At 65.6% G+C, this 18,125-nt stretch carries 20 protein-coding genes; 11 read left to right on the top strand and 9 right to left on the bottom strand.

All coding sequences use genetic code 11. The features are described from left to right. Nucleotides 1–12: 12 nt before the first annotated feature. From prmA to ACFOPH_RS15390, 6 genes are all read right to left on the bottom strand, one after another. Nucleotides 13–969, bottom strand: coding sequence for a 50S ribosomal protein L11 methyltransferase (gene prmA / locus ACFOPH_RS15415; protein WP_312554003.1), 957 nt, complete (start codon nt 967–969; stop codon nt 13–15). Beyond that, entirely contained in the window at nt 966–2,354 is a 1,389-nt protein-coding gene (accC, locus tag ACFOPH_RS15410; RefSeq protein WP_312554000.1) for an acetyl-CoA carboxylase biotin carboxylase subunit, read from the bottom strand. Before accC ends, prmA begins: the two co-directional genes overlap by 4 nt. Before the next feature lie 99 nt (nt 2,355–2,453). Continuing rightward, on the bottom strand, nt 2,454–2,927 hold the full coding sequence (gene accB / locus ACFOPH_RS15405) for an acetyl-CoA carboxylase biotin carboxyl carrier protein (RefSeq protein WP_313705064.1): 474 nt from the start codon (nt 2,925–2,927) through the stop codon (nt 2,454–2,456). Between the two features lie 91 nt (nt 2,928–3,018). Beyond that, nucleotides 3,019–3,456, bottom strand: a complete 438-nt coding sequence (gene aroQ / locus ACFOPH_RS15400) for a type II 3-dehydroquinate dehydratase (RefSeq protein ID WP_312551329.1) — start codon at nt 3,454–3,456, stop codon at nt 3,019–3,021. A 129-nt stretch (nt 3,457–3,585) separates the two neighbouring features. Then, a complete protein-coding gene (locus ACFOPH_RS15395; protein ID WP_312551330.1) occupies nt 3,586–4,152 on the bottom strand; it encodes a TlpA family protein disulfide reductase in 567 nt (188 codons plus the stop codon). Next, a complete protein-coding gene (locus ACFOPH_RS15390) occupies nt 4,149–4,781 on the bottom strand; it encodes a hypothetical protein (RefSeq protein WP_312551353.1) in 633 nt (210 codons plus the stop codon). Before ACFOPH_RS15390 ends, ACFOPH_RS15395 begins: the two co-directional genes overlap by 4 nt. 76 nt (nt 4,782–4,857) lie before the next feature. On the opposite strand from ACFOPH_RS15390, the gene mpl reads away from it, so the two are divergent. The 5 genes from mpl to ACFOPH_RS15365 are packed head-to-tail and all read left to right on the top strand — an operon-like array spanning nt 4,858 to nt 9,750. After that, nucleotides 4,858–6,228 carry a UDP-N-acetylmuramate:L-alanyl-gamma-D-glutamyl-meso-diaminopimelate ligase gene (mpl, locus tag ACFOPH_RS15385; protein WP_379736221.1) on the top strand — a complete coding sequence of 457 codons (1,371 nt, stop codon included), beginning with the start codon at nt 4,858–4,860 and terminating at the stop codon, nt 6,226–6,228. Further along, nucleotides 6,225–6,824 (top strand): YqiA/YcfP family alpha/beta fold hydrolase, encoded by a 600-nt coding sequence (locus ACFOPH_RS15380; RefSeq protein ID WP_379736219.1) that lies wholly within the window; start codon nt 6,225–6,227, stop codon nt 6,822–6,824. Before mpl ends, ACFOPH_RS15380 begins: the two co-directional genes overlap by 4 nt. After that, a complete protein-coding gene (locus ACFOPH_RS15375; RefSeq protein ID WP_312551332.1) occupies nt 6,821–7,405 on the top strand; it encodes a chorismate--pyruvate lyase family protein in 585 nt (194 codons plus the stop codon). Before ACFOPH_RS15380 ends, ACFOPH_RS15375 begins: the two co-directional genes overlap by 4 nt. After that, a complete protein-coding gene (locus ACFOPH_RS15370) occupies nt 7,402–9,447 on the top strand; it encodes a ribonuclease catalytic domain-containing protein (RefSeq protein WP_379736217.1) in 2,046 nt (681 codons plus the stop codon). The genes ACFOPH_RS15375 and ACFOPH_RS15370 overlap by 4 nt, the downstream gene beginning before the upstream one ends. A 33-nt stretch (nt 9,448–9,480) precedes the next feature. Beyond that, nucleotides 9,481–9,750 carry a hypothetical protein gene (locus ACFOPH_RS15365; protein ID WP_312551334.1) on the top strand — a complete coding sequence of 90 codons (270 nt, stop codon included), beginning with the start codon at nt 9,481–9,483 and terminating at the stop codon, nt 9,748–9,750. Nucleotides 9,751–9,796: 46 nt separating this feature from the next. Here the strand turns inward: ACFOPH_RS15365 and nhaA are convergent, their stop codons facing one another. After that, entirely contained in the window at nt 9,797–11,008 is a 1,212-nt protein-coding gene (gene nhaA / locus ACFOPH_RS15360) for a Na+/H+ antiporter NhaA (RefSeq protein ID WP_312551335.1), read from the bottom strand. A gap of 288 nt (nt 11,009–11,296) precedes the next feature. Here nhaA and ACFOPH_RS15355 point away from each other — a divergent pair, with 288 nt between their 5' ends. From ACFOPH_RS15355 to corA, 4 genes are all read left to right on the top strand, one after another. Further along, a complete protein-coding gene (locus ACFOPH_RS15355; protein WP_312551337.1) occupies nt 11,297–12,148 on the top strand; it encodes a TonB family protein in 852 nt (283 codons plus the stop codon). Then, nucleotides 12,145–12,966, top strand: a complete 822-nt coding sequence (gene aroE / locus ACFOPH_RS15350; RefSeq protein ID WP_379736214.1) for a shikimate dehydrogenase — start codon at nt 12,145–12,147, stop codon at nt 12,964–12,966. The genes ACFOPH_RS15355 and aroE overlap by 4 nt, the downstream gene beginning before the upstream one ends. 8 nt (nt 12,967–12,974) lie before the next feature. Next, on the top strand, nt 12,975–13,706 hold the full coding sequence (mtgA, locus tag ACFOPH_RS15345) for a monofunctional biosynthetic peptidoglycan transglycosylase (RefSeq protein WP_379736212.1): 732 nt from the start codon (nt 12,975–12,977) through the stop codon (nt 13,704–13,706). 123 nt (nt 13,707–13,829) lie between these two features. Continuing rightward, entirely contained in the window at nt 13,830–14,801 is a 972-nt protein-coding gene (corA, locus tag ACFOPH_RS15340; protein ID WP_312551340.1) for a magnesium/cobalt transporter CorA, read from the top strand. On the opposite strand, the gene ACFOPH_RS15335 is transcribed toward corA, so the two are convergent. Further along, nucleotides 14,788–15,474 carry a class I SAM-dependent methyltransferase gene (locus ACFOPH_RS15335; RefSeq protein ID WP_312551342.1) on the bottom strand — a complete coding sequence of 229 codons (687 nt, stop codon included), beginning with the start codon at nt 15,472–15,474 and terminating at the stop codon, nt 14,788–14,790. The two genes, corA and ACFOPH_RS15335, sit on opposite strands and share 14 nt — an antisense overlap. Before the next feature lie 13 nt (nt 15,475–15,487). Here ACFOPH_RS15335 and ACFOPH_RS15330 point away from each other — a divergent pair, with 13 nt between their 5' ends. Then, the gene (locus tag ACFOPH_RS15330) at nt 15,488–15,859 is read left to right on the top strand and encodes a hypothetical protein (RefSeq protein WP_379736210.1); all 372 of its coding nucleotides are present in this window, start codon (nt 15,488–15,490) and stop codon (nt 15,857–15,859) included. Between the two features lie 30 nt (nt 15,860–15,889). Continuing rightward, nucleotides 15,890–16,546 (top strand): YceI family protein, encoded by a 657-nt coding sequence (locus ACFOPH_RS15325; protein WP_379736208.1) that lies wholly within the window; start codon nt 15,890–15,892, stop codon nt 16,544–16,546. A gap of 31 nt (nt 16,547–16,577) precedes the next feature. On the opposite strand, the gene ACFOPH_RS15320 is transcribed toward ACFOPH_RS15325, so the two are convergent. Then, nucleotides 16,578–17,795: a YeeE/YedE family protein gene (locus ACFOPH_RS15320; protein ID WP_312551348.1), complete on the bottom strand. Its 1,218-nt coding sequence runs from the start codon at nt 17,793–17,795 to the stop codon at nt 16,578–16,580. Nucleotides 17,796–18,125 lie beyond the last annotated feature (330 nt).

Below are 18,125 nucleotides of genomic sequence, written 5' to 3'. Positions count from 1 at the left end.
GCCGGGCTCTCCTTATCGAGGAGTGGAGCTACGCGCCGGCGGTACGGTGTCCTGACCGAGCGTGCCGTGAAGGGCGACCCAGCCGTCCTGCTCGGCCCAGACGCCCAGCTTGATGAAAGGTGCGTAGGCGGCGGCCACTTCCTCGGCCTGGCGCGCCAGCACGCCCGACAGGATCAGCGAACCGCCCGGCGCCACGCGGCCGGACAGCATCGGCGCCATCAGCTTCAATGGGCTCGAGAGGATGTTGGCCACCACGATGTCGAACTGACCCTTGGCATGGCGCTCGTTCGGCGCAACGGCAAAGGCGTCCGGCAGGTAGAAATCGATCTCGCAACCGTTGCGCTCGGCGTTCGATTTCGCCGATTCGATCGCTTGCGGGTCGATGTCGACGCCGGCAACGTCGGCGGCGCCCAGCTTCTTGGCGACCATCGCCAGGATGCCCGAGCCGCAGCCGTAGTCCAGCACCGATTTACCGGGCTTGGGGTGCGCTTCCAGCCACTCCATGCACAGGCGGGTGGTCGGATGGCTGCCGGTGCCGAAGGCCAGGCCCGGATCGAGTTCGAGGATCAGGGCGTCGGGGTTCGGCGCCTCGTGCCAGCTCGGCACGACCCAGATGTTCTTGCCGATGTGGATAGGCTCGAACTGCGACTGGGTCAGGCGCACCCAGTCGGCATCCGCCACCGAACGGGTGGTGAATGCCGGTGGATTCGCCAGCCCGATGGCGGCCGCCGCTTCGGCGACGATCGCGGCTTGATCCGCGTCGGTATCGGTCAGGGCGACCACGCGGCTGTGGTCCCAGGCCGCCTCAAGCGGCTCCATGCCCGGCTCGCCGAACAGGGGATTTTCCTGCTCCGTGCCTTCGTCGGCGTCTTCCACCGACACCGACAACGCGCCCGCTTCCATCAAGGCATCCGACAGCGCCTCTGCGTGCTCGCGTGCGATTTCGATGACGACTTCAGTCCAGCTCATGCCTCAGCCTTATTGTCCGTGCCCAGGGTCACTTTCGTGTCCGGGCGGTTGGCCAGCTTCTGCTCCAGGTAGTGGATGTTGGTGCCGCCTTCGATGAAGCGGGCGTCCACCATCAGTTCGCGGTGCAGCTGGATGTTGGTGAGGATACCCTCAACCACCATTTCCGAGAGCGCAATTTGCATGCGGCGAATTGCCTGCTCGCGCGTTGCACCGTAGGAAATTACCTTGCCGATCATCGAGTCGTAATGAGGTGGAACATAGTATCCCGCATACGAGTGCGAATCGACACGGATGCCAGGGCCGCCCGGTGGATGCCAGCTGGTGATGCGGCCCGGCGACGGGGTGAACTTGAACGGGTCTTCGGCGTTGATGCGGCACTCGATCGCGTGGCCCGACAGCATGATGTCGCGCTGGCGGAAGCGCAGCTTTTCGCCGCAGGCGATGCGGATCTGTTCCTGCACGATGTCGATGCCGGTGATCATTTCGGTGACCGGGTGTTCGACCTGGACGCGGGTGTTCATCTCGATGAAATAGAACTCGCCGTTCTCGTACAGGAATTCGAAGGTGCCGGCGCCGCGGTAGCCGATCTTGCGGCAGGCTTCGGCGCAGCGGTCGCCGATCTTCTCGATCAGTTTGCGCGGGATGCCTGGCGCCGGCGCTTCCTCGATGACTTTCTGGTGGCGGCGCTGCATCGAGCAGTCGCGTTCGCCCAGCCAGACGGCGTTCTTGTGCTCGTCGGCCAGCACCTGGATCTCCACGTGACGCGGATTTTCCAGGAACTTCTCCATATAGACTTCCGGGTTGCCGAAGGCGGTGCCGGCTTCGGTCTTGGTCATCTGCACGGCGTTCAGCAGGGCCGCTTCGGTGTGCACGACGCGCATGCCGCGACCGCCGCCGCCGCCGGCGGCCTTGATGATGACCGGGTAGCCGATCTTGCGCGCGGTCTGGATGATTTCCTTCGGATCGTCCGAGAGGGCGCCGTCCGAACCCGGCACGCAAGGCACGCCGGCGCGGATCATGGCCTGCTTGGCCGAGACCTTGTCGCCCATCAGGCGGATCGAATCGGAACGCGGGCCGATGAAGACGAAGCCCGATTTTTCCACGCGCTCGGCGAAGTCGGCGTTTTCGGAGAGGAAGCCGTAGCCCGGGTGGATCGCTTCGGCGTCGGTGACTTCGGCGGCGCTGATAATGGCCGGCATGTTCAGGTAGCTCAGCGACGACTGTGCCGGGCCGATGCAGACCGATTCGTCGGCCAGTTTGACGTACTTGGCGTCCTTGTCCGCTTCCGAGTGAACGACCACCGTCTTGATGCCCATTTCGCGGCAGGCGCGCTGGATACGCAGCGCGATTTCACCACGGTTGGCGATGAGGATTTTTTCAAACATGGTTAGCTTCGGTGTATGAGAGAAAGCCGGCGTCGGGCGCCGGCTGGGTTCGGATCATGGGCCGCGAAGAGAGCACGGCCGGGCGGGCTAGCGAATGCCTTAGCCGATCACGAACAGCGGCTGGCCGAATTCGACCGGCTGGCCATTTTCCACCAGGATCTTGGTGACCACGCCGGACACGTCGGCGTCGATCTCGTTCAGCAGCTTCATCGCCTCGATGATGCACAGGGTGTCGCCTTCCTTGATGTTGGCGCCGACTTCGACGAAGGCCGGTGCGCCCGGTGCCGACGAACGGTAGAAGGTGCCGACCATCGGCGACTTGACCACGTGGCCGGTCGGCTCGGCGGCAACGGCAGGTGCCGGTGCGGCCGCCGGAGCGGCAGGCGCCGCGGCAGGGGCGGCCGGCGCCGAGTACTGCTGCACGCCGGCGGACGGCAGCATCACCATCTGGTTCTGGGGCATTGCGGACGACTTGACGATGCGGACCTTGCTCTCGCCTTCGGTCACTTCGAGTTCAGCGATGTCCGATTCGGCGACGAGGTCGATCAAAGTCTTGAGTTTACGAAGATCCATGTGAAACCCCTTGGAATTATTTGTGTTTTAAGAGTAAGCGAAGCGCCAAAACGAGGGCGCATCCGCGCATGATGCATGAAGTTGACGTAGATTAACGCTGTTTAAGCGCAAAGTCGATGGCAAACCGATATCCGTCCACGCCCAGTCCGCAGATCGTCCCGCGGGCGATCGCCGCCAGGTACGAGTGATGCCGGAACTCTTCACGCTGGTAAATGTTTGAGATATGTACCTCAATAAACGGGATCGCCACCGCGGCCAGCGCATCGCGCAATGCCACGCTCGTGTGGGTCAGCCCGCCAGGATTGATGACGATCGCGTCCACGCCCTCGTCACGGGCGGCGTGGATGCGGTCGATCAGCGCACCTTCGTGGTTGCTCTGAAAGCAGGAAAGCGATCCGCCAGCTGCGGCAGCCTGAGCCGTCGCAGCGCTTTCGATGTCGGCCAGCGTTGCTGCGCCGTACACCGCAGGCTCTCGGGTTCCCAGCAGATTCAGATTGGGACCGTTGAGCAGCAGTAGCTTTTTCGCCATGTTTTTGTAGAGTCTATGCTCGAAAGTGACGCATTTTGCCGCCAACAATACGTATTGGCAAGCAATAAAATTCAGTGCGGATAAGCGTGACTTGGGCGTAGTTCGGAAAAGAACGACCGTTCGCGAGACCTAGAGTGCCGCCAGGTCCGCCTTCAGTTCGTCGAACTTCAGCTTGCCCAGATACGTCTTCTTCACCTGGCCATCGGCGCCGATCAGGACCGTAAACGGCAGGCCGCCACTCGGATTGCCGAAGCCGCGCGACAGCTCGGTGCCGCCCATTCCGCCGACGTACAGCGGATACTTGATGTTGTGCTTGGTCGCAAATTCGCTCATCGCCGACGGCGAATCGATGCCGATGCCGATCACGTTGAAGCGCCGCTGTTCTCCCGTCTTGGCCTCCTCGTTCGCCAGCGCCGACAGTTCCGGCATCTCCTGCACGCAGGGAGCGCACCAGGTGGCCCAGAAGTTCACCAGCAGCGGCCTGCCTTTCCACTTGTCCAGCGACTCGGTCTTGCCGGCCAGGTCGTTGAGCGATTGCGCATATAAGTTAGTCGCGGCGCTGTGGGCCGCGCCGCCGGTCGGGGCCATGGCGGTGGTGACCGGGCCTTGCGGCTGTTTTTTGACACCCAGATAAGCGCCGAGCGCGCCGAAGAGTACCGCCACGGCCGCAAAGGCGGCCAGCTTCTTTTTGTTCATTCGTCCTGTTCCAGAGATTCATCGGTCGTCATCAAGGCGCGCAGGCCGGCCGCGTCGACACGCTGCAGGCGGCCATCGGCGCGCGGCTTGAGTGCCCCACGCAAGTCATGAAAATCGTACAACTCGGCGTGCACCGCTTCCTTATGCCACAGGAAGCTCACCGTTTCAACCGGCTCATGGCGCGCACCCTTGAAGTGCGGGGTTTCGGAGATCTCTATATTGACGTTGCGGTTCAGGAGGAAAATCTCGACCTCCTTGGCGCTGTCGGCGAACAGTTGCAGGTGGATGTCGTCGTGCTCGCCGGCGGTGCCGTTGAGCACCGCGCCGGTAAGGTAGGGACGGAAGTCGGCCAGTGCATCCATCACCTGCAGCGCGGTCTCGCGTAACTGCCGCAGGCGTTCACCGTGCGCCGCGCCGCCGAACAGGGACTGGTATTTACGGACCTCGTCCTCGATCTGGAGATTGTCGGGCATCAGGTTGGGCGCCGGCTGGTCCACGCCGAGCACCTGGCGCGCTGCCTTGCGGCGGGCGGTGGCGTAGTCGGCGCCGTCCTGGGCGATCATGCGCGCGGCCGTTGCGGCAATCTCGGCGCGCAGCTGAAGTAGGTCATAGTTCTGGCTTGGCATCATGAGGCAGATCATACTCTTGAACGGAAAACGGCATCGCGTCGGGTAAAATCGCGTATTCGCTTTTTTTCCCACGACCATGCACATTCATATCCTCGGCATTTGCGGCACCTTCATGGGCGGCCTGGCGGTCCTGGCCAAGGAGGCCGGCCACCGCGTCACCGGTTGCGACGCCAACGTCTATCCTCCGATGAGCACCCAGCTCGAAGCCCAGGGCATCGAACTGATCCAGGGTTACGGTCCGGAACAGGTGTCGCTGAATCCCGACCTCTACGTGGTCGGCAACGTCATGACCCGCGGTAATCCGCTGATCGAGGAAATCCTGAACCGCGGCCTGCCCTACATGTCGGGCCCGCAGTGGATCGGGGAACATATTCTGCGTAATAAATGGGTGCTGGCCGTGGCCGGCACCCACGGCAAGACCACGACCTCGTCGATGCTGGCCTGGATCCTGGAAGACGCAGGCTACGCGCCGGGCTTCCTGATCGGCGGCGTGCCGATGAACTTCGGCATCTCGGCGCGCCTGCAGGGCGCGACCGAATCGGATTTCTTCGTGATCGAGGCCGACGAATACGACACCGCCTTCTTCGACAAGCGCTCGAAGTTCGTGCACTACCACGCCAAGACCGCCGTGCTGAACAACCTGGAATTCGACCACGCCGACATCTTCCCGGACATCGGCGCCATCGAGACCCAGTTCCACCACCTGGTGCGCACCGTGCCGGGCGTGGGCCGCCTGGTCGTCAACGGCGACGAAGCCTCGCTCGCGCGCGTCATCAAGCGCGGCTGCTGGAGCGAGAAGGAAACCTTCGGCTTGTCCGACGGCGTGGACTGGTCGCTGGTCGAGCATCCGGGCGGCGCCAGCTTCGACGTCGTCTTCAATGGCGAGGTGCAAGGCACGGTTCACTGGGAACTGACCGGCAAGCACAACCGCTCGAACGCGCTGGCCGCGATCGCCGCCGCCCGCCACGTCGGCGTGCCGGTGGCGCAGTCGGTCGACTCGCTGTCGCGCTTCCAGAGCGTCAAGCGGCGCATGGAAGTGCGCGGCGTGGTCAACAATGTCACCGTCTACGACGACTTCGCCCACCACCCGACCGCGATCGCGACCACGGTCGGCGGCCTGCGTCAGCGCATCGGGACCTCGGGCCGCATCCTGGCCGTGCTCGAGCCGCGCTCGAACACCATGAAGCTGGGCGCGATGAAGGATGCGCTGCCGGGCAGCCTGAAGGATGCCGATCTCGTGTTCGGCTTCGGCAGCCAGCAGGCGCTGGGCTGGTCGCTGGCCGACGCCCTGAAGCCGCTGGGTGCGATTGCCCACAGCTTCGACCAGATCGACTACATGGTGCAGGCCATCGTGCAGGCGGCCCAGCCGGGCGACCACATCCTCGTGATGAGCAACGGCGGCTTCGGCGGCGTGCACCAGAAGCTGCTCGAGGCCCTGGCAAAATGATTTTGTACCTCCACGGTTTCCGCTCCTCGCCACGCTCGTTCAAGGCGCGCCTGGTGCAGGAGCGGATGACGGCCGCCGGACGCGCGGGCGACCTGATCTGCCCGCAGCTGCCGGCTTCGCCGAAAGCGGCGATGGAACTGGCGTTGCTGCTGGCCGAGCGCCATGCGCCGGACAATCTCGCCATCGTCGGCTCTTCGCTGGGCGGCTTTTATGCCACCTGGCTGGCCGAGCGCCTGGACGTGCCGGCCGTGCTGCTGAACCCGGCCGTGAATCCCTTGAAGAACCTGGAGCAGCACGTCGGCGTGACCACCGCCTGGCATTCGGATGAGCCCTTCGAATTCCGCCGCGAGTACATCGACGAACTGGCCGAACTGAAGGTGGAGCGCATCACCCGCCCCGAACGCTATTTCCTGATCGCAGCGACCGGCGACGAAGTGCTGGACTACCGCGACATGGTGGCCCACTACGCCGGCGCGCGCCAGCACGTGATCGAAGGCAGCGACCACGCGATCTCGGAATTCCCGCAGTACGTGGACGAGGTGCTGGCCTTCTGCCAGCCGCAGGTCGACTGGGCCGCGGCAGGCAAGGCGCAGTGAGGAGCGCTTCGCTGCGCCGGGCGAAATGGCATCGCCATGCCGACGCCCTGCGCGCGCCGGCGACAATGCGCGACTGGCTGACGACGCCGGGTTCGCTGACCGCGCGCCTGGTGCGGAGCAGCGCGGCCTTCCGTGTCCGGCGCCTGCACCAGAAGGCGGCGCTGTGCGCGCTGGAAGAGGCGGCGCCGATCGGCCTGCCGCGGCGCGAGCGTGTCTGGGAGCGCGAGGTCTTGCTGTGCTGCGACGGCAGGCCGGTGGTGTTCGGTCACACCGTGGTGCCGATGTCGGCCACGGCGGCGGACTGGCCGCTGTTTTCGGCGCTGGGTGAACGTTCGCTCGGCACCACCCTGTTCTACGACCCGAAGGTCGTGCGCGGGACGCTGGAATTTGCCAGGCTGCGGCGTGGCCATCCGCTGGTCGACAAGCTGGACAAGGCGCTTGGCGGCGAGCTGCAAGGAAACGTATTTTATGCGCGGCGTTGTGTCTACCGCCGCCGTCAAGGCCTGCTGATGGTCACCGAGGTATTCTTGCCGGCGGTACTCGATCTGGGCGCAACACCTATAACGCGAAACGAAACATGAATGTATTTTTTGAAGAGTCGGGCGATTTCAAGGTCGGCTCGGTGCTGTCCCAGGCAGGCGAGGCTTACCAGGTAGAACTGGCAAGCGGCAAGCGCACCAAGGTGAAAGCCAAGGACGTGCTCCTGCAGTTCGAGAAACCCGATCCCGAAGCGCTGCTGGAAGCGGCGAAAGGCATTGCCGCCGACGTCGATCTTGAGTTCCTGTGGGAAGTGGCCGGCCAGGAAGAATTCGGCTTCGCCGAGCTGGGCGCCGAGTACTTCGGCCATGCGCCGCTGCCGGCGGAAGCGGCCGGCCTGGTGCTGGCCCTGCATTCGGCCCCGATCTACTTCTATAAAAAGGGACGCGGACGCTACAAGGCCGCGCCCGAGCAGTCGCTGCGCGCGGCCCAGGCCGGCATCGAGAAGAAGAAGCAGCAGGCGCTGGTCCAGGCCGCCTACGTCGAGGAACTGAAGGCGGGCAAGCTGCCGGAATCGATGGCGCCGATCGTCCAGCAACTGCTGTTCAAGCCGGACAAGAACACCATCGAATACAAGGCGATGGAAACGGCCGCCAGCGAACTGCAGACCTCGGCGCCACGGCTGATGCTGGCGACGAAAGGCATCGCCTCGCCGAAAGAGCTGCACATGGGACGCTTCCTGTTCGAGCACTTCCCGCGCGGCGTCGGCTTCCCGGCATTGCCGGTGCCGGCCGCCCCGGCCAACCTGCCGACGGCCAAGGTCGCCGCCTTCTCGATCGACGACGTGACCACCACCGAGATCGACGACGCCTTCTCGGTCGAGCACCTGGAAGACGGCACCGTGCGCGTCGGCATCCACATCGCCGCACCGGGCCTGGCCATCAAGCCGGACGACGAGATCGACAAGATCGCGCGCGGCCGCATGTCGACCGTCTATATGCCGGGCGACAAGATCACCATGCTGCCGGACGAAGTGGTGGATGCCTTCACCCTGGCCGAAGGCACGACCTGCCCGGCGCTGTCGCTGTACGCGGTGCTGAACCCGGCCGACTGGTCCGTGGTCTCGACCACGACCCGCGCCGAGCTGGTGCCGATCGAGAGCAACCTGCGCCACAACGACCTGGACGACGTGGTTAACGAAGCGACGCTGGAAAGCGGCGAAGGCGAGTATCCGCACAAGCTTGAATTGTCCCTGCTGTGGAAGTGGGCGTTGAAGCTGGAAGCGGGCCGCATGGTCAAGCGCGAAGCCTTCGGCCTGAAGCCCGAGCAGGCCAACCGCGTCGACTTCAACTTCTACGTCGAGGACGACGTGGTCTCGATCGTGCGCAGGAAGCGCGGCGCGCCGCTGGACAAGATCGTCGCCGAGTTGATGATCTTCGCCAACAGCACCTGGGGCAAGCTGCTGCACGACTGCGGCGTACCGGGCATCTACCGTTCGCAGGGCGCCGGCAGCGGCGCCGGCTGGGCCGCCAAGATGCAGGTGCGCATGGTCACGCACGCCGCGCCGCACCAGGGTCTGGGCGTCGACCAGTATGCCTGGAGCACCTCGCCGCTGCGCCGCTACACCGACCTGGTCAACCAGTGGCAGATCATCGCCTGTGCCGAGCACGGCGTGACCGCGCCGCTGGTGGCACCGTTCAAGCCGCGCGACGCGACCCTGTTCTCGATCGTCTCCGCTTTCGATGCCGCCTACTCGGCCTACAATGACTTCCAGCAGACCATGGAACGCTACTGGTGCCTGCGCTGGCTGGGCCAGGAAAACGTGAAGCAGACCGACGCCGTGGTGCTCAAGGAAGACGTGCTGCGCCTGGTCGACGTCCCGCTGGTGATCCGCCTGGCCGGCCTGCCGCAGGTGGCGCGCGGCGCCCAGGTCAAGCTCGACATCGTGCGCTGGGACGAAGTCGACCTCTCGCTCGAAGCACGCCTGCTCGAAGTGGCGCAGGCCGCACCAAGCGAGGAATTGGTCTTCGAAGAGGAAGAAGAGGGCGACACCGGCGAAGCGGCGGTGGAAGAAGTGGTGGAAGCCGAAGGCGCGGTGGCGGCGATCAGCACCGGCGACGCCACGCCGCCGGCCGGCCAGCAGTAAAGCGGACCAGCAAGGGGAGGGCGCCGATACACCATGAGCAGGTCGATACGAACCCTGGCGATCGTCACGGCCGTGCTCGTGCTGGCGTATTGGGCCGTCTTCGCCTGGATGGTGTTCCGCTCCCCCCTGAGCTACGAGGCGATCGACTTCGACCATGACGGCTCGGTCAGCTTCGACGAGGCGGACTATGCGTCCTCCTTTGGCATGCGCACCATGTACCGCGACGGCAGCGAATGCGTCGAGTACTTCGCCGAGAAGGACGGGGCGGCGCTGAAGCTGGTCTGCCCCGACAAGCCCCGTTAAAGATACGCAGCGGCGTCCGGAACGCCGCCACTTCCCCTCTCTTGCGTCAGCGCGCGTCCTGCTCCAGGTCCATCGTGTCCGGATCGACGTCGACCGGCGTCGGCGCGCCGAACAGCTTCAGCCACACAAACCCGAGCGTGCCCGCCACCAGCGAGGCCAGCAGGATCGCCATCTTCGAGGCATTGATCGCTTCCGCGCTGCCGACAAAGGCGAGATTCGTGATGAAGATCGACATCGTGAAGCCGATCCCGCCAAGGAGGCCTGCGCCCAGCACATGTTTCCAGTTGAGGTCGAGCGGCAGCTTGCACAGGCCCAGCGCCACCGCGCCCAGGCTGGCCAGCACGATGCCGATCGGTTTGCCCAGCAGCAGGCCGCCCATGATGCCGAGGCTGTTGGACGACAGGAGTTCCTGGGTCCAGCCGGCATTGACCACGATCCCGGTATTGGCCAGCGCGAAGACCGGCAGGATGCCGAAGGCGACCGGCGTATGCAGCACGTGCTCGAGGCGGTGCGACGGCGAGGCCTCGTCGTCTTCGCGCGCGGAATAGGGAATCGCAAAGGCCAGCAGCACGCCGGCAATGGTCGCGTGCACGCCGGATTTCAGCATCAGGAACCACATCAGCGCGCCGCCCAGCAGGTAGGGCGCCAGCGCCATCACGCGTCCGAAACGGTTCATGCACACCAGCAGCGCGAACACGGCCAGCGCGCCCAGCAGGTACAGGCCCGCCAGTTCCGTCGTGTAGAAGATGGCGATCACGATGATCGCGCCGAGGTCGTCCATGACGGCCAGGGCAGTCAGGAAGATCTTCAGCGAGGCCGGCACGCGGCTGCCGAGCAGGGCCAGCACGCCGAGGGCAAAGGCGATGTCGGTCGCCATCGGGATGCCGATGCCGGCCTGGGTCGGGGTGCCGCCGTTGAGCAGGAAGTGGATCAGGGCCGGCACCGCGATGCCGCCGGCCGCCGCCAGGATCGGCAGCATGGCATTGCGGATGTCGGACAGTTCGCCGTTGTACAGCTCGCGTTCCAGTTCCAGGCCGATCAGGAGAAAGAAGATCGCCATCAGGCCATCGTTGACCCAGTGCTCGACGCTCATGCCGAGCACGTTCATGTGCCAGATGTGCAGGTAGTCGGCGCCGAGGGGCGAATTGGCGAGCAGCAGGGAGAGGATGGTGCAGGCGATCAGGACGATGCCGCCGGCTTTCTTGGACTGGAAAAAACGGGTGAAGCTGCGCGACAGGGCGCGTTGGATGACGGTCATCGGGTGCCTTTCATGGACGGAGGCGTTCCGCGTGGCGGCCCGACCAACGCGCATCCTGCTCCACACGATGTGTGTGCACCCTGGGGACATTATAACCCGGCATGCGGGGCTGCCCGTCGCGCAGCCGGACGGGCGGCGCCACCGCCTGCGGCGCGCCGGAAGCCAGTCGTTGCCTTGCCGCCACCAATCTCCCGCAGTGCCTTGCGGCACGGTAGAATGCCCGGATTCCCTTGATTCAAAGCCGTCCGGCGCGCCCGCGTGAAGTATTCACTACAAAACCGACCCCTGATGATCGCCCTTGCCGCCTCGGTGGCGGCGCACGCGCTGCTGCTGGCGGTCCGCTTTGCCGCGCCCGAGGCGTTCCGGGTGCAGCCGGCCGATCCCGGCCTCGAGGTCATCCTGGTCAACGCCAGGCACGCCAACGCGCCGACCAAGGCCGAGGCGCTGGCCCAGGCCAACCTGGAAGGCGGCGGCACCCAGGACGCCGGCCGTTCGAAGTCGCCGCTGCCCGATTTGCGCCGCAACGAGAACGGCGACAGCATCAAGGCCCTGCAGCGCCGCATCGCCGAACTCGAGCAACTGCAACAGAACGTGCTCACGCGCGTGCAGCAGTCGACGTTCGCCGCCGCCCCGGTGCGCGACAAGGACAAGCCGGACCCGACCCGCAACGGCCAGGACGAGGTCGACACCGCGCGCCAGATTGCGCGCATGACGGCCGAGATCACCCAGACCATCGAGGACCAGAACCGCCGGCCGAAGCGCACCCACATCTCGCCGAGCACGCGCCAGGTCGGCTATGCGCTGTATTACAAGGCGATGCAAAAGCGCGTGGAAGAAATGGGCACGCTGAACTTCCCCCAGCAGAACGGGCGCAAGCTGTACGGCGAGCTGGTGGTATCGATCCCGATCTTCCAGGACGGCAGCCTGTACCAGAAAGAGGGCGGTCCGCGCATCGAGCGCAGTTCCGGCAACCCGGCGCTGGACAAGGCCGCGCTCGAGATCGTGCGCCGCGCCGCGCCTTTCGGCAGCTTCCCCCAGAACATGCGCACGGCCGGCAAGGACGACTTGTGGATCGTGATTACCCGCTTTACCTTCACACGCGAGGAGAAAATGAAGGCTGAATTGCAGGAGGCATCATGAGGCCCGACGATGCCGACCACTATTGCGTCATCGGCAACCCGGTTGCCCATAGCAAGTCGCCGCTGATCCACGCCGCCTTTGCCGCCCGCACCGGCCAGCACATCGCTTACGGCCGCCGCCTGGCGCCGCTCGACGGTTTTGCCGACGTCGTGCGCGACCTCATCGCCAAGGGATACAAAGGCGCGAACGTCACCGTGCCCTTCAAGTTGGAGGCGGCCGCCCTGGCCACGCGCCTGGAAGAGCGGGCGCGCGCCGCCGGCGCGGTCAACACGCTCAGCTTTGTCGACGGCGAGATCGTCGGCGACAACACCGACGGCCCCGGCCTGGTGGCCGACATCGTGCGCAACGCCGGCGTGCCGCTGGCGGGGAAACGCATCCTGTTGCTGGGCGCGGGCGGCGCGGCGCGCGGCGTGATGCTGCCTTTCCTGCAACAGGGGCCGGCGGCGATCGTGGTGGCGAACCGCACCCTGGCCACGGCCGAGGCGCTGGTGGGGGCTTTCCAGGACCAGGTGACGCAGGTCAGCGCCTGCGGCTTCGATGGTATTCGCGGCGAGTTCGACATCGTCGTCAACGCCACCTCGGCCAGCCTGAGCCAGGCGCTGCCGCCGGTCCCGGCCTCGGCCTTCACGAAGGACACGCTGGCGCTGGACATGATGTACGGCGACCAGCCGACACCCTTCATGCAGTTCGCGGCGCGGCAGGGCGCGCGTACGCGCGACGGCTTCGGCATGCTGGTCGAGCAGGCCGCGGAAGCCTTTGCGATCTGGCGCGACGTGCGCCCGGACACCCACGATCTCCTGACGACTCTGCGTTCATAATTAAAGCGATGGCAAAAAAAGGCAATGCGGGCGGCGTCCGCGGTGCATCCGGACGGCGCCGCTGGATCAAGTGGATTTTCCTGGGGCCGATCCTGGCCGTGCTGCTGATTCAGTTGTATTTTTTCGTGCAGGTCTGCTGGTTCGTGTACTTCAATCCGGGCTCGACCAGCTTCATGCGCCAGCAGCTGTCCGAGCTGCGCGAAGCCAACCCGAATGCCCGGCTCAAGCACGAGTGGGTGCCCTACGAGCGCATCTCGGACAACCTCAAGCGCGCGGTGGTGGCCTCCGAGGACGCCAACTTCGCCGACCATCCGGGCGTGGACTTCGATGCGCTCGAACGGGCCTACGAGCGCAACAACCGCCGCCACAAGGTCGTCGGCGGCGGCTCGACCATCACCCAGCAGCTGGCGAAGAATCTGTTCCTGTCCGGCTCGCGCAGCTACCTGCGCAAGGGGCAGGAGATGATCATCGCCTTCATGCTGGAATCGGTGATGAGCAAGCGCCGCATCCTCGAGGTGTATTTGAACGTGGTCGAGTTCGGGCGCGGCGTGTTCGGCGCGGAAGCGGCGGCGCGCTATTACTTCCGCACCTCGGCCGCCAAGCTGGCCCCGAACCAGGCGGCGCGCCTGGCGGTGATGCTGCCCAATCCGCGCTACTATGACCGCAACCGGAGCACCAATTACCTGATCAAGCGTACTAACCTGATCCAGCGCCGCATGCGTGCCGCGGAGTTACCTTAACGGTAGTTATCAGAAACGCTGAAAAAACGCCGATGGCGGGGCAAAACCGTCGTTTCGGGGTGGCCGGTATGAGGGCTAACGGGTACACTTGCGTCAGTTTTGATTCCGGCCGAGAAAGCGCGCATGATCAATGTATTTGTCCTACAAAATGGCCGACTGAACCAGGTACCGATCGCCTCGCGCGCCGACCTGGAGAACGTCAAGCCTGTCTGGGTCGATCTCACCGATCCGGACGATGACGAGCGCGCCTGGGTCAAGGCCATCTATAACGTTTCGCTGCCGGGCGAGGACGAGGTGTCGGACATCGAGGCCTCGGCCCGCTACTACGAAGCCGAGAACGGCGACCTGCACCTGCGCACCGACTTCCTGCGCGAGGAAGACGACGGCCCGTCGCGCGTGATCACGGTTGCCTTCATCCTGTCGGGCAAGATGCTGTTCTCGGTCCATGCGGACGACCTGCCGGTGTTCCGCCTGGTGCGCATGCGCGCCCGCTCGCGCCCGGGTTCGATCGCCGACTACATGGACGTGCTGCTCGACCTGTACGCGACCGACGCCGAATACTCGGCGGACGCGCTCGAAGGCATCTACGAGAGCCTGGAAGAAGTCAGCCAGCGCGTGCTGCAGAAAGAATTCTCCGATCAGGATGCGGCTGCCGCGCTGAACGCGATCGCCCACGAGGAAGACTTGAACGGCCGCATCCGCCGCAACATGATGGACACGCGGCGCGCGGTCAGTTTCCTGATGCGCGGGCGCCTGCTCAATTCCGACCAGTTCGACGAGGCGCGCCAGATCCTGCGCGACATCGAATCGCTCGACGGCCACACGTCCTTCCTGTTCGACAAGGTGAACTTCCTGATGGACGCCACCGTCGGCTTCATCAACATCAACCAGAACAAGATCATCAAGATGTTCTCGGTGGCCTCGGTGATCTTCCTGCCGCCGACCATGATCGCCAGTGTCTACGGCATGAACTTCCAGAAGTTCCCCGAGCTGAACTGGACCTTCGGCTATCCGATGGCGCTGGGCCTGATGGCCGCCAGCGCCGCCGCGCCGCTGTGGTACTTCCGCCGCCGCGGCTGGCTCAAGCTGACGTAGGCGGACGCTCCTCCAGCTGGCCCACCAGGATCAGCGACACTGGCTTGCCGGTGCGCGGATGCAGCGGCTCGCGCATCTCGCGGATCCGCAGGCCGTTCGCGGCGAACAGCGCGATCCAGCTCGACAGGGTGCGGAAATACCAGGGCGGCGCGTCCTGGAAGCCGCTGTTGAAACCGGCCCAGCTGCCTTCGCGCCAGCCGTCGACATACGGCGCATCGCCGCAGGCGGCGACCGGATGCACGGTCTGCACGACCAGGTGGCCGCCGCGCCGCAGATAGGAGGGCGCGGCCCGCAGCAGCCCGTCCACGGCCTCGTTCCCGATCAGCGAAAAATTACACACGGCCAAGTCGACCGACAGTGTCAATTTGCCGTCGGCGATGTCTTCATAGGACAGCAACTGGAACTCGCCGCCGCCGGCCGCGCGCGCCGCTTCGACCAGGCCGGGGATCGCATCGACCCCGGTCATCTCCACCTCCGGCAGGGCCCGCACCAGCCAGCCTTCGCCGCAGCCGAGGTCGACGGCGCTCTGCGGGGCATAGGCGCGCACGGTGTCGACAATCGCCCCGTTCGTGACCAGGGTGCGTGTTTCGATCTCGCCGTTCCGTACGGCGGCGACCCAGGGATCGGTATTGCGGTGCCAGGAATCGATGATCGTGGCGTCGAGCTGGTCCATCGTGCATGCTCCCATGTCAAAAGCGCATTATGCGGCAGTTGCAGCGGGCGCGGCCGCTGACAGTGTGGGATTTGGAGGATTTCTACGGCTAATCGTTCACTATACTCACATCATGGATGAAAAGCGCTACTGGTTTCCCGTTCGACCGGCAGGAAATGGCTGGGGATGGGGCTTGCCGCAAGTCTGGCAAGGCTGGGCGGTCCTGCTGGCTTTCCTGGTATTGCTCATCGGCGGCGTGATCGTCCTGGCGCCGCATGGGCAGCTCGCCATCATCGCCTACGGCTGTTTCCTCGGCGTGCTGCTGGTTGCCGTCGCGGCCTGGAAAGGCGAGCCGCAAAGCCTGCGCAGGAAGCGCCCGGCAGACCAGGCAGCGCGTCGTCGCTGATGGAAGCAGTCTGAACCGCTGCCATGAAACGTGCCCTGTTACTGCTGTCGCTGCTGTCCGCCTGCGCCCGGCCCGACGGCCGGCCTGGACTGGTATCAGGCGGCGGCTGCCGGCGCCGCTGTCTATGCGGTCGACCCGGACGCCTCGCTGGTGGCCGTCACGGTACGCCGCGCCGGCTTGATGGCGCGGCTGGGGCACGACCACGTGGTGGCCGTCCGCACCTTGAGCGGCCATGTCGTGCCCGACCTGGGCCGCGCCGACCTCTCGTTCCGTCTCGACCAGATGAGCGTCGACGAACCGCAATTGCTGGCTGAGGCAGGCATCGCCAGGCAGCCGTCGCCGCCAGCGGTCGAGGGCACGCGCCACAACATGCTCGGCCCGGTGCTCGAGGCGCAGCGTTATCCGCAGGTAGAACTGCATGTGCAAGGAATGGCCGGCGGCCGGCTGGGCGTCGATATCACGCTGCACGGCGTCACGCGCCGGCTGGCGCTGCCGGCCGCGGTCCGGGTCGACGCGCGGCAGGTGAGCGCGCGTGGAACGGCGACATTGAAACAGACCGATTTCGGCGTGACGCCGTTCTCGGTAGGAGGCGGGCTGCTGTCGGTGCAGGACGCGCTGGAGGTGCGCTACCACATCGTCGCGCGGCGCTGGACGCCGCCCGTCACGCCCTTGGCCCCCGCACCGTGAAGGCATTCACGGTGCGGAACGATGAAGCGGCTTAGCAGGCCGCCAGCTTCACGCGTTCGACTTCCAGTCCGAACAGCGGACGCAGGCGCGTACCGATGACGTTGCCGGCAAAGGCGAACACCAGCCACAGCCAGCCGTGCAGGCTGCCCGAGATGATGCCGCTGAAGTAGGCGCCGATGTTGCAGCCGTAGGCCAGGCGGGCGCCGTAGCCGAGCAGCAGGCCGCCAACCACGGCGGCGACGAAGGAGCGCAGCGGCAGCTTCCACACCGGGGCGTAGCGGCCGGCCAGGGCGGCGGCCAGCATGGCGCCGAGCACGATGCCGATGTCCATGACCGACGTCACGTCCTGCGAGATCGGCGCGGCCAGCGCGGCGGCATTGGCCTTGGTGGTCCAGTAGGTCCAGCTGGCGACGTCGATGCCGATGGCGGAGGCAGCTTTTGCGCCCCACAGCGCGAAGGCCGAGGTCACGCCCCAGGGCCGGCCGGCCAGGGCCAGGGTCGTGAAGTTCAGCACCACCAGGGCCAGGGCGCCGGCCACCAGCGGCCAGGGGCCGCGCAGCCAGCGCGGGCCGTTCACCGGTTTCGCATCGGGCGTGACCAGGCGGCCGTGGCGGCGCTTCTCGACCAGTACCGTGATGCCCGCGATCAGCGCGAACACGGCCAGGTTCAGCAGCAGCGCCGGCGCCAGGCCCAGGGTTTTCACGAGCGAGATCGGCGCCAGTTGCGGCATCGAGGTCCACCAGGGCATGTGCGCGGTGGCGATCACCGAGCCGGCGATGAAGGCGATCAAGGTCACGATCATGCGCGTGCTGCCGCCGCCCACCGTGTACAGCGTGCCGGAGGCGCAGCCGCCGCCCAGCTGCATGCCGATGCCGAAGATGAAGGCGCCGACGACCACCGAGGTGCCGGCGGGCGAGACCAGGCCGCTGACGGGCGTGCCGAACAGGGTGCCGCTGGACAGCGCCGGGAAGAACAGCAGCACGCCGACCGCGAGCATGAGCATCTGGGCGCGCAGGCCGGCGCCGCGGCCGTCGGCGATGAAGACGCGCCAGGCCGAGGTGAAGCCGAAGGCCGCGTGGTACAGGGCGACGCCGAGCAGGGCGCCGACCAGGTAGAGCGCGGACTGGCGCGCGTCGACCACCTGCGCCAGATAGAGGGCGCCGAGCACGATGAAGAGCAGCGCCACGCCCAGTGGCTTGATGTTGATGTCGCCGCGGGGGCGAACGGGCAAAGTAGCGGTATTGGACATAGGAATGAGATCGCCGTAAACACGTAACCCGGTATTTTCGCGCGTTTTATTCTTTTCTGCAGAAGGCTTCCTGCTGAGCGTGCCGATCCTGGCGCGAACAGCGCCGGGCTGCCAGGGTGTATCTGGCTGAACGACGAGGAGCGGGAACACGATTGTTGCCGCGACGCGTAGGGTGGGGTCATTGATGCCGGGGGCATCAATGACGTGCCCACGCGTGAACGTCATGTCATGTTGGCGTAAAAGCGCGTGGCCGCGCCGTGGACGGGCAGGGCGGCGAACAGCAGCAGGCTGCACATGCATGCGCGCACGAAGTGTGGCCAGCCATGGTTC

The organism is Massilia haematophila (assembly GCF_042647645.1).
Classification (GTDB): domain Bacteria; phylum Pseudomonadota; class Gammaproteobacteria; order Burkholderiales; family Burkholderiaceae_D; genus Telluria; species Telluria haematophila.
This window is presented reverse-complemented; position numbering and strand designations above follow the sequence as displayed.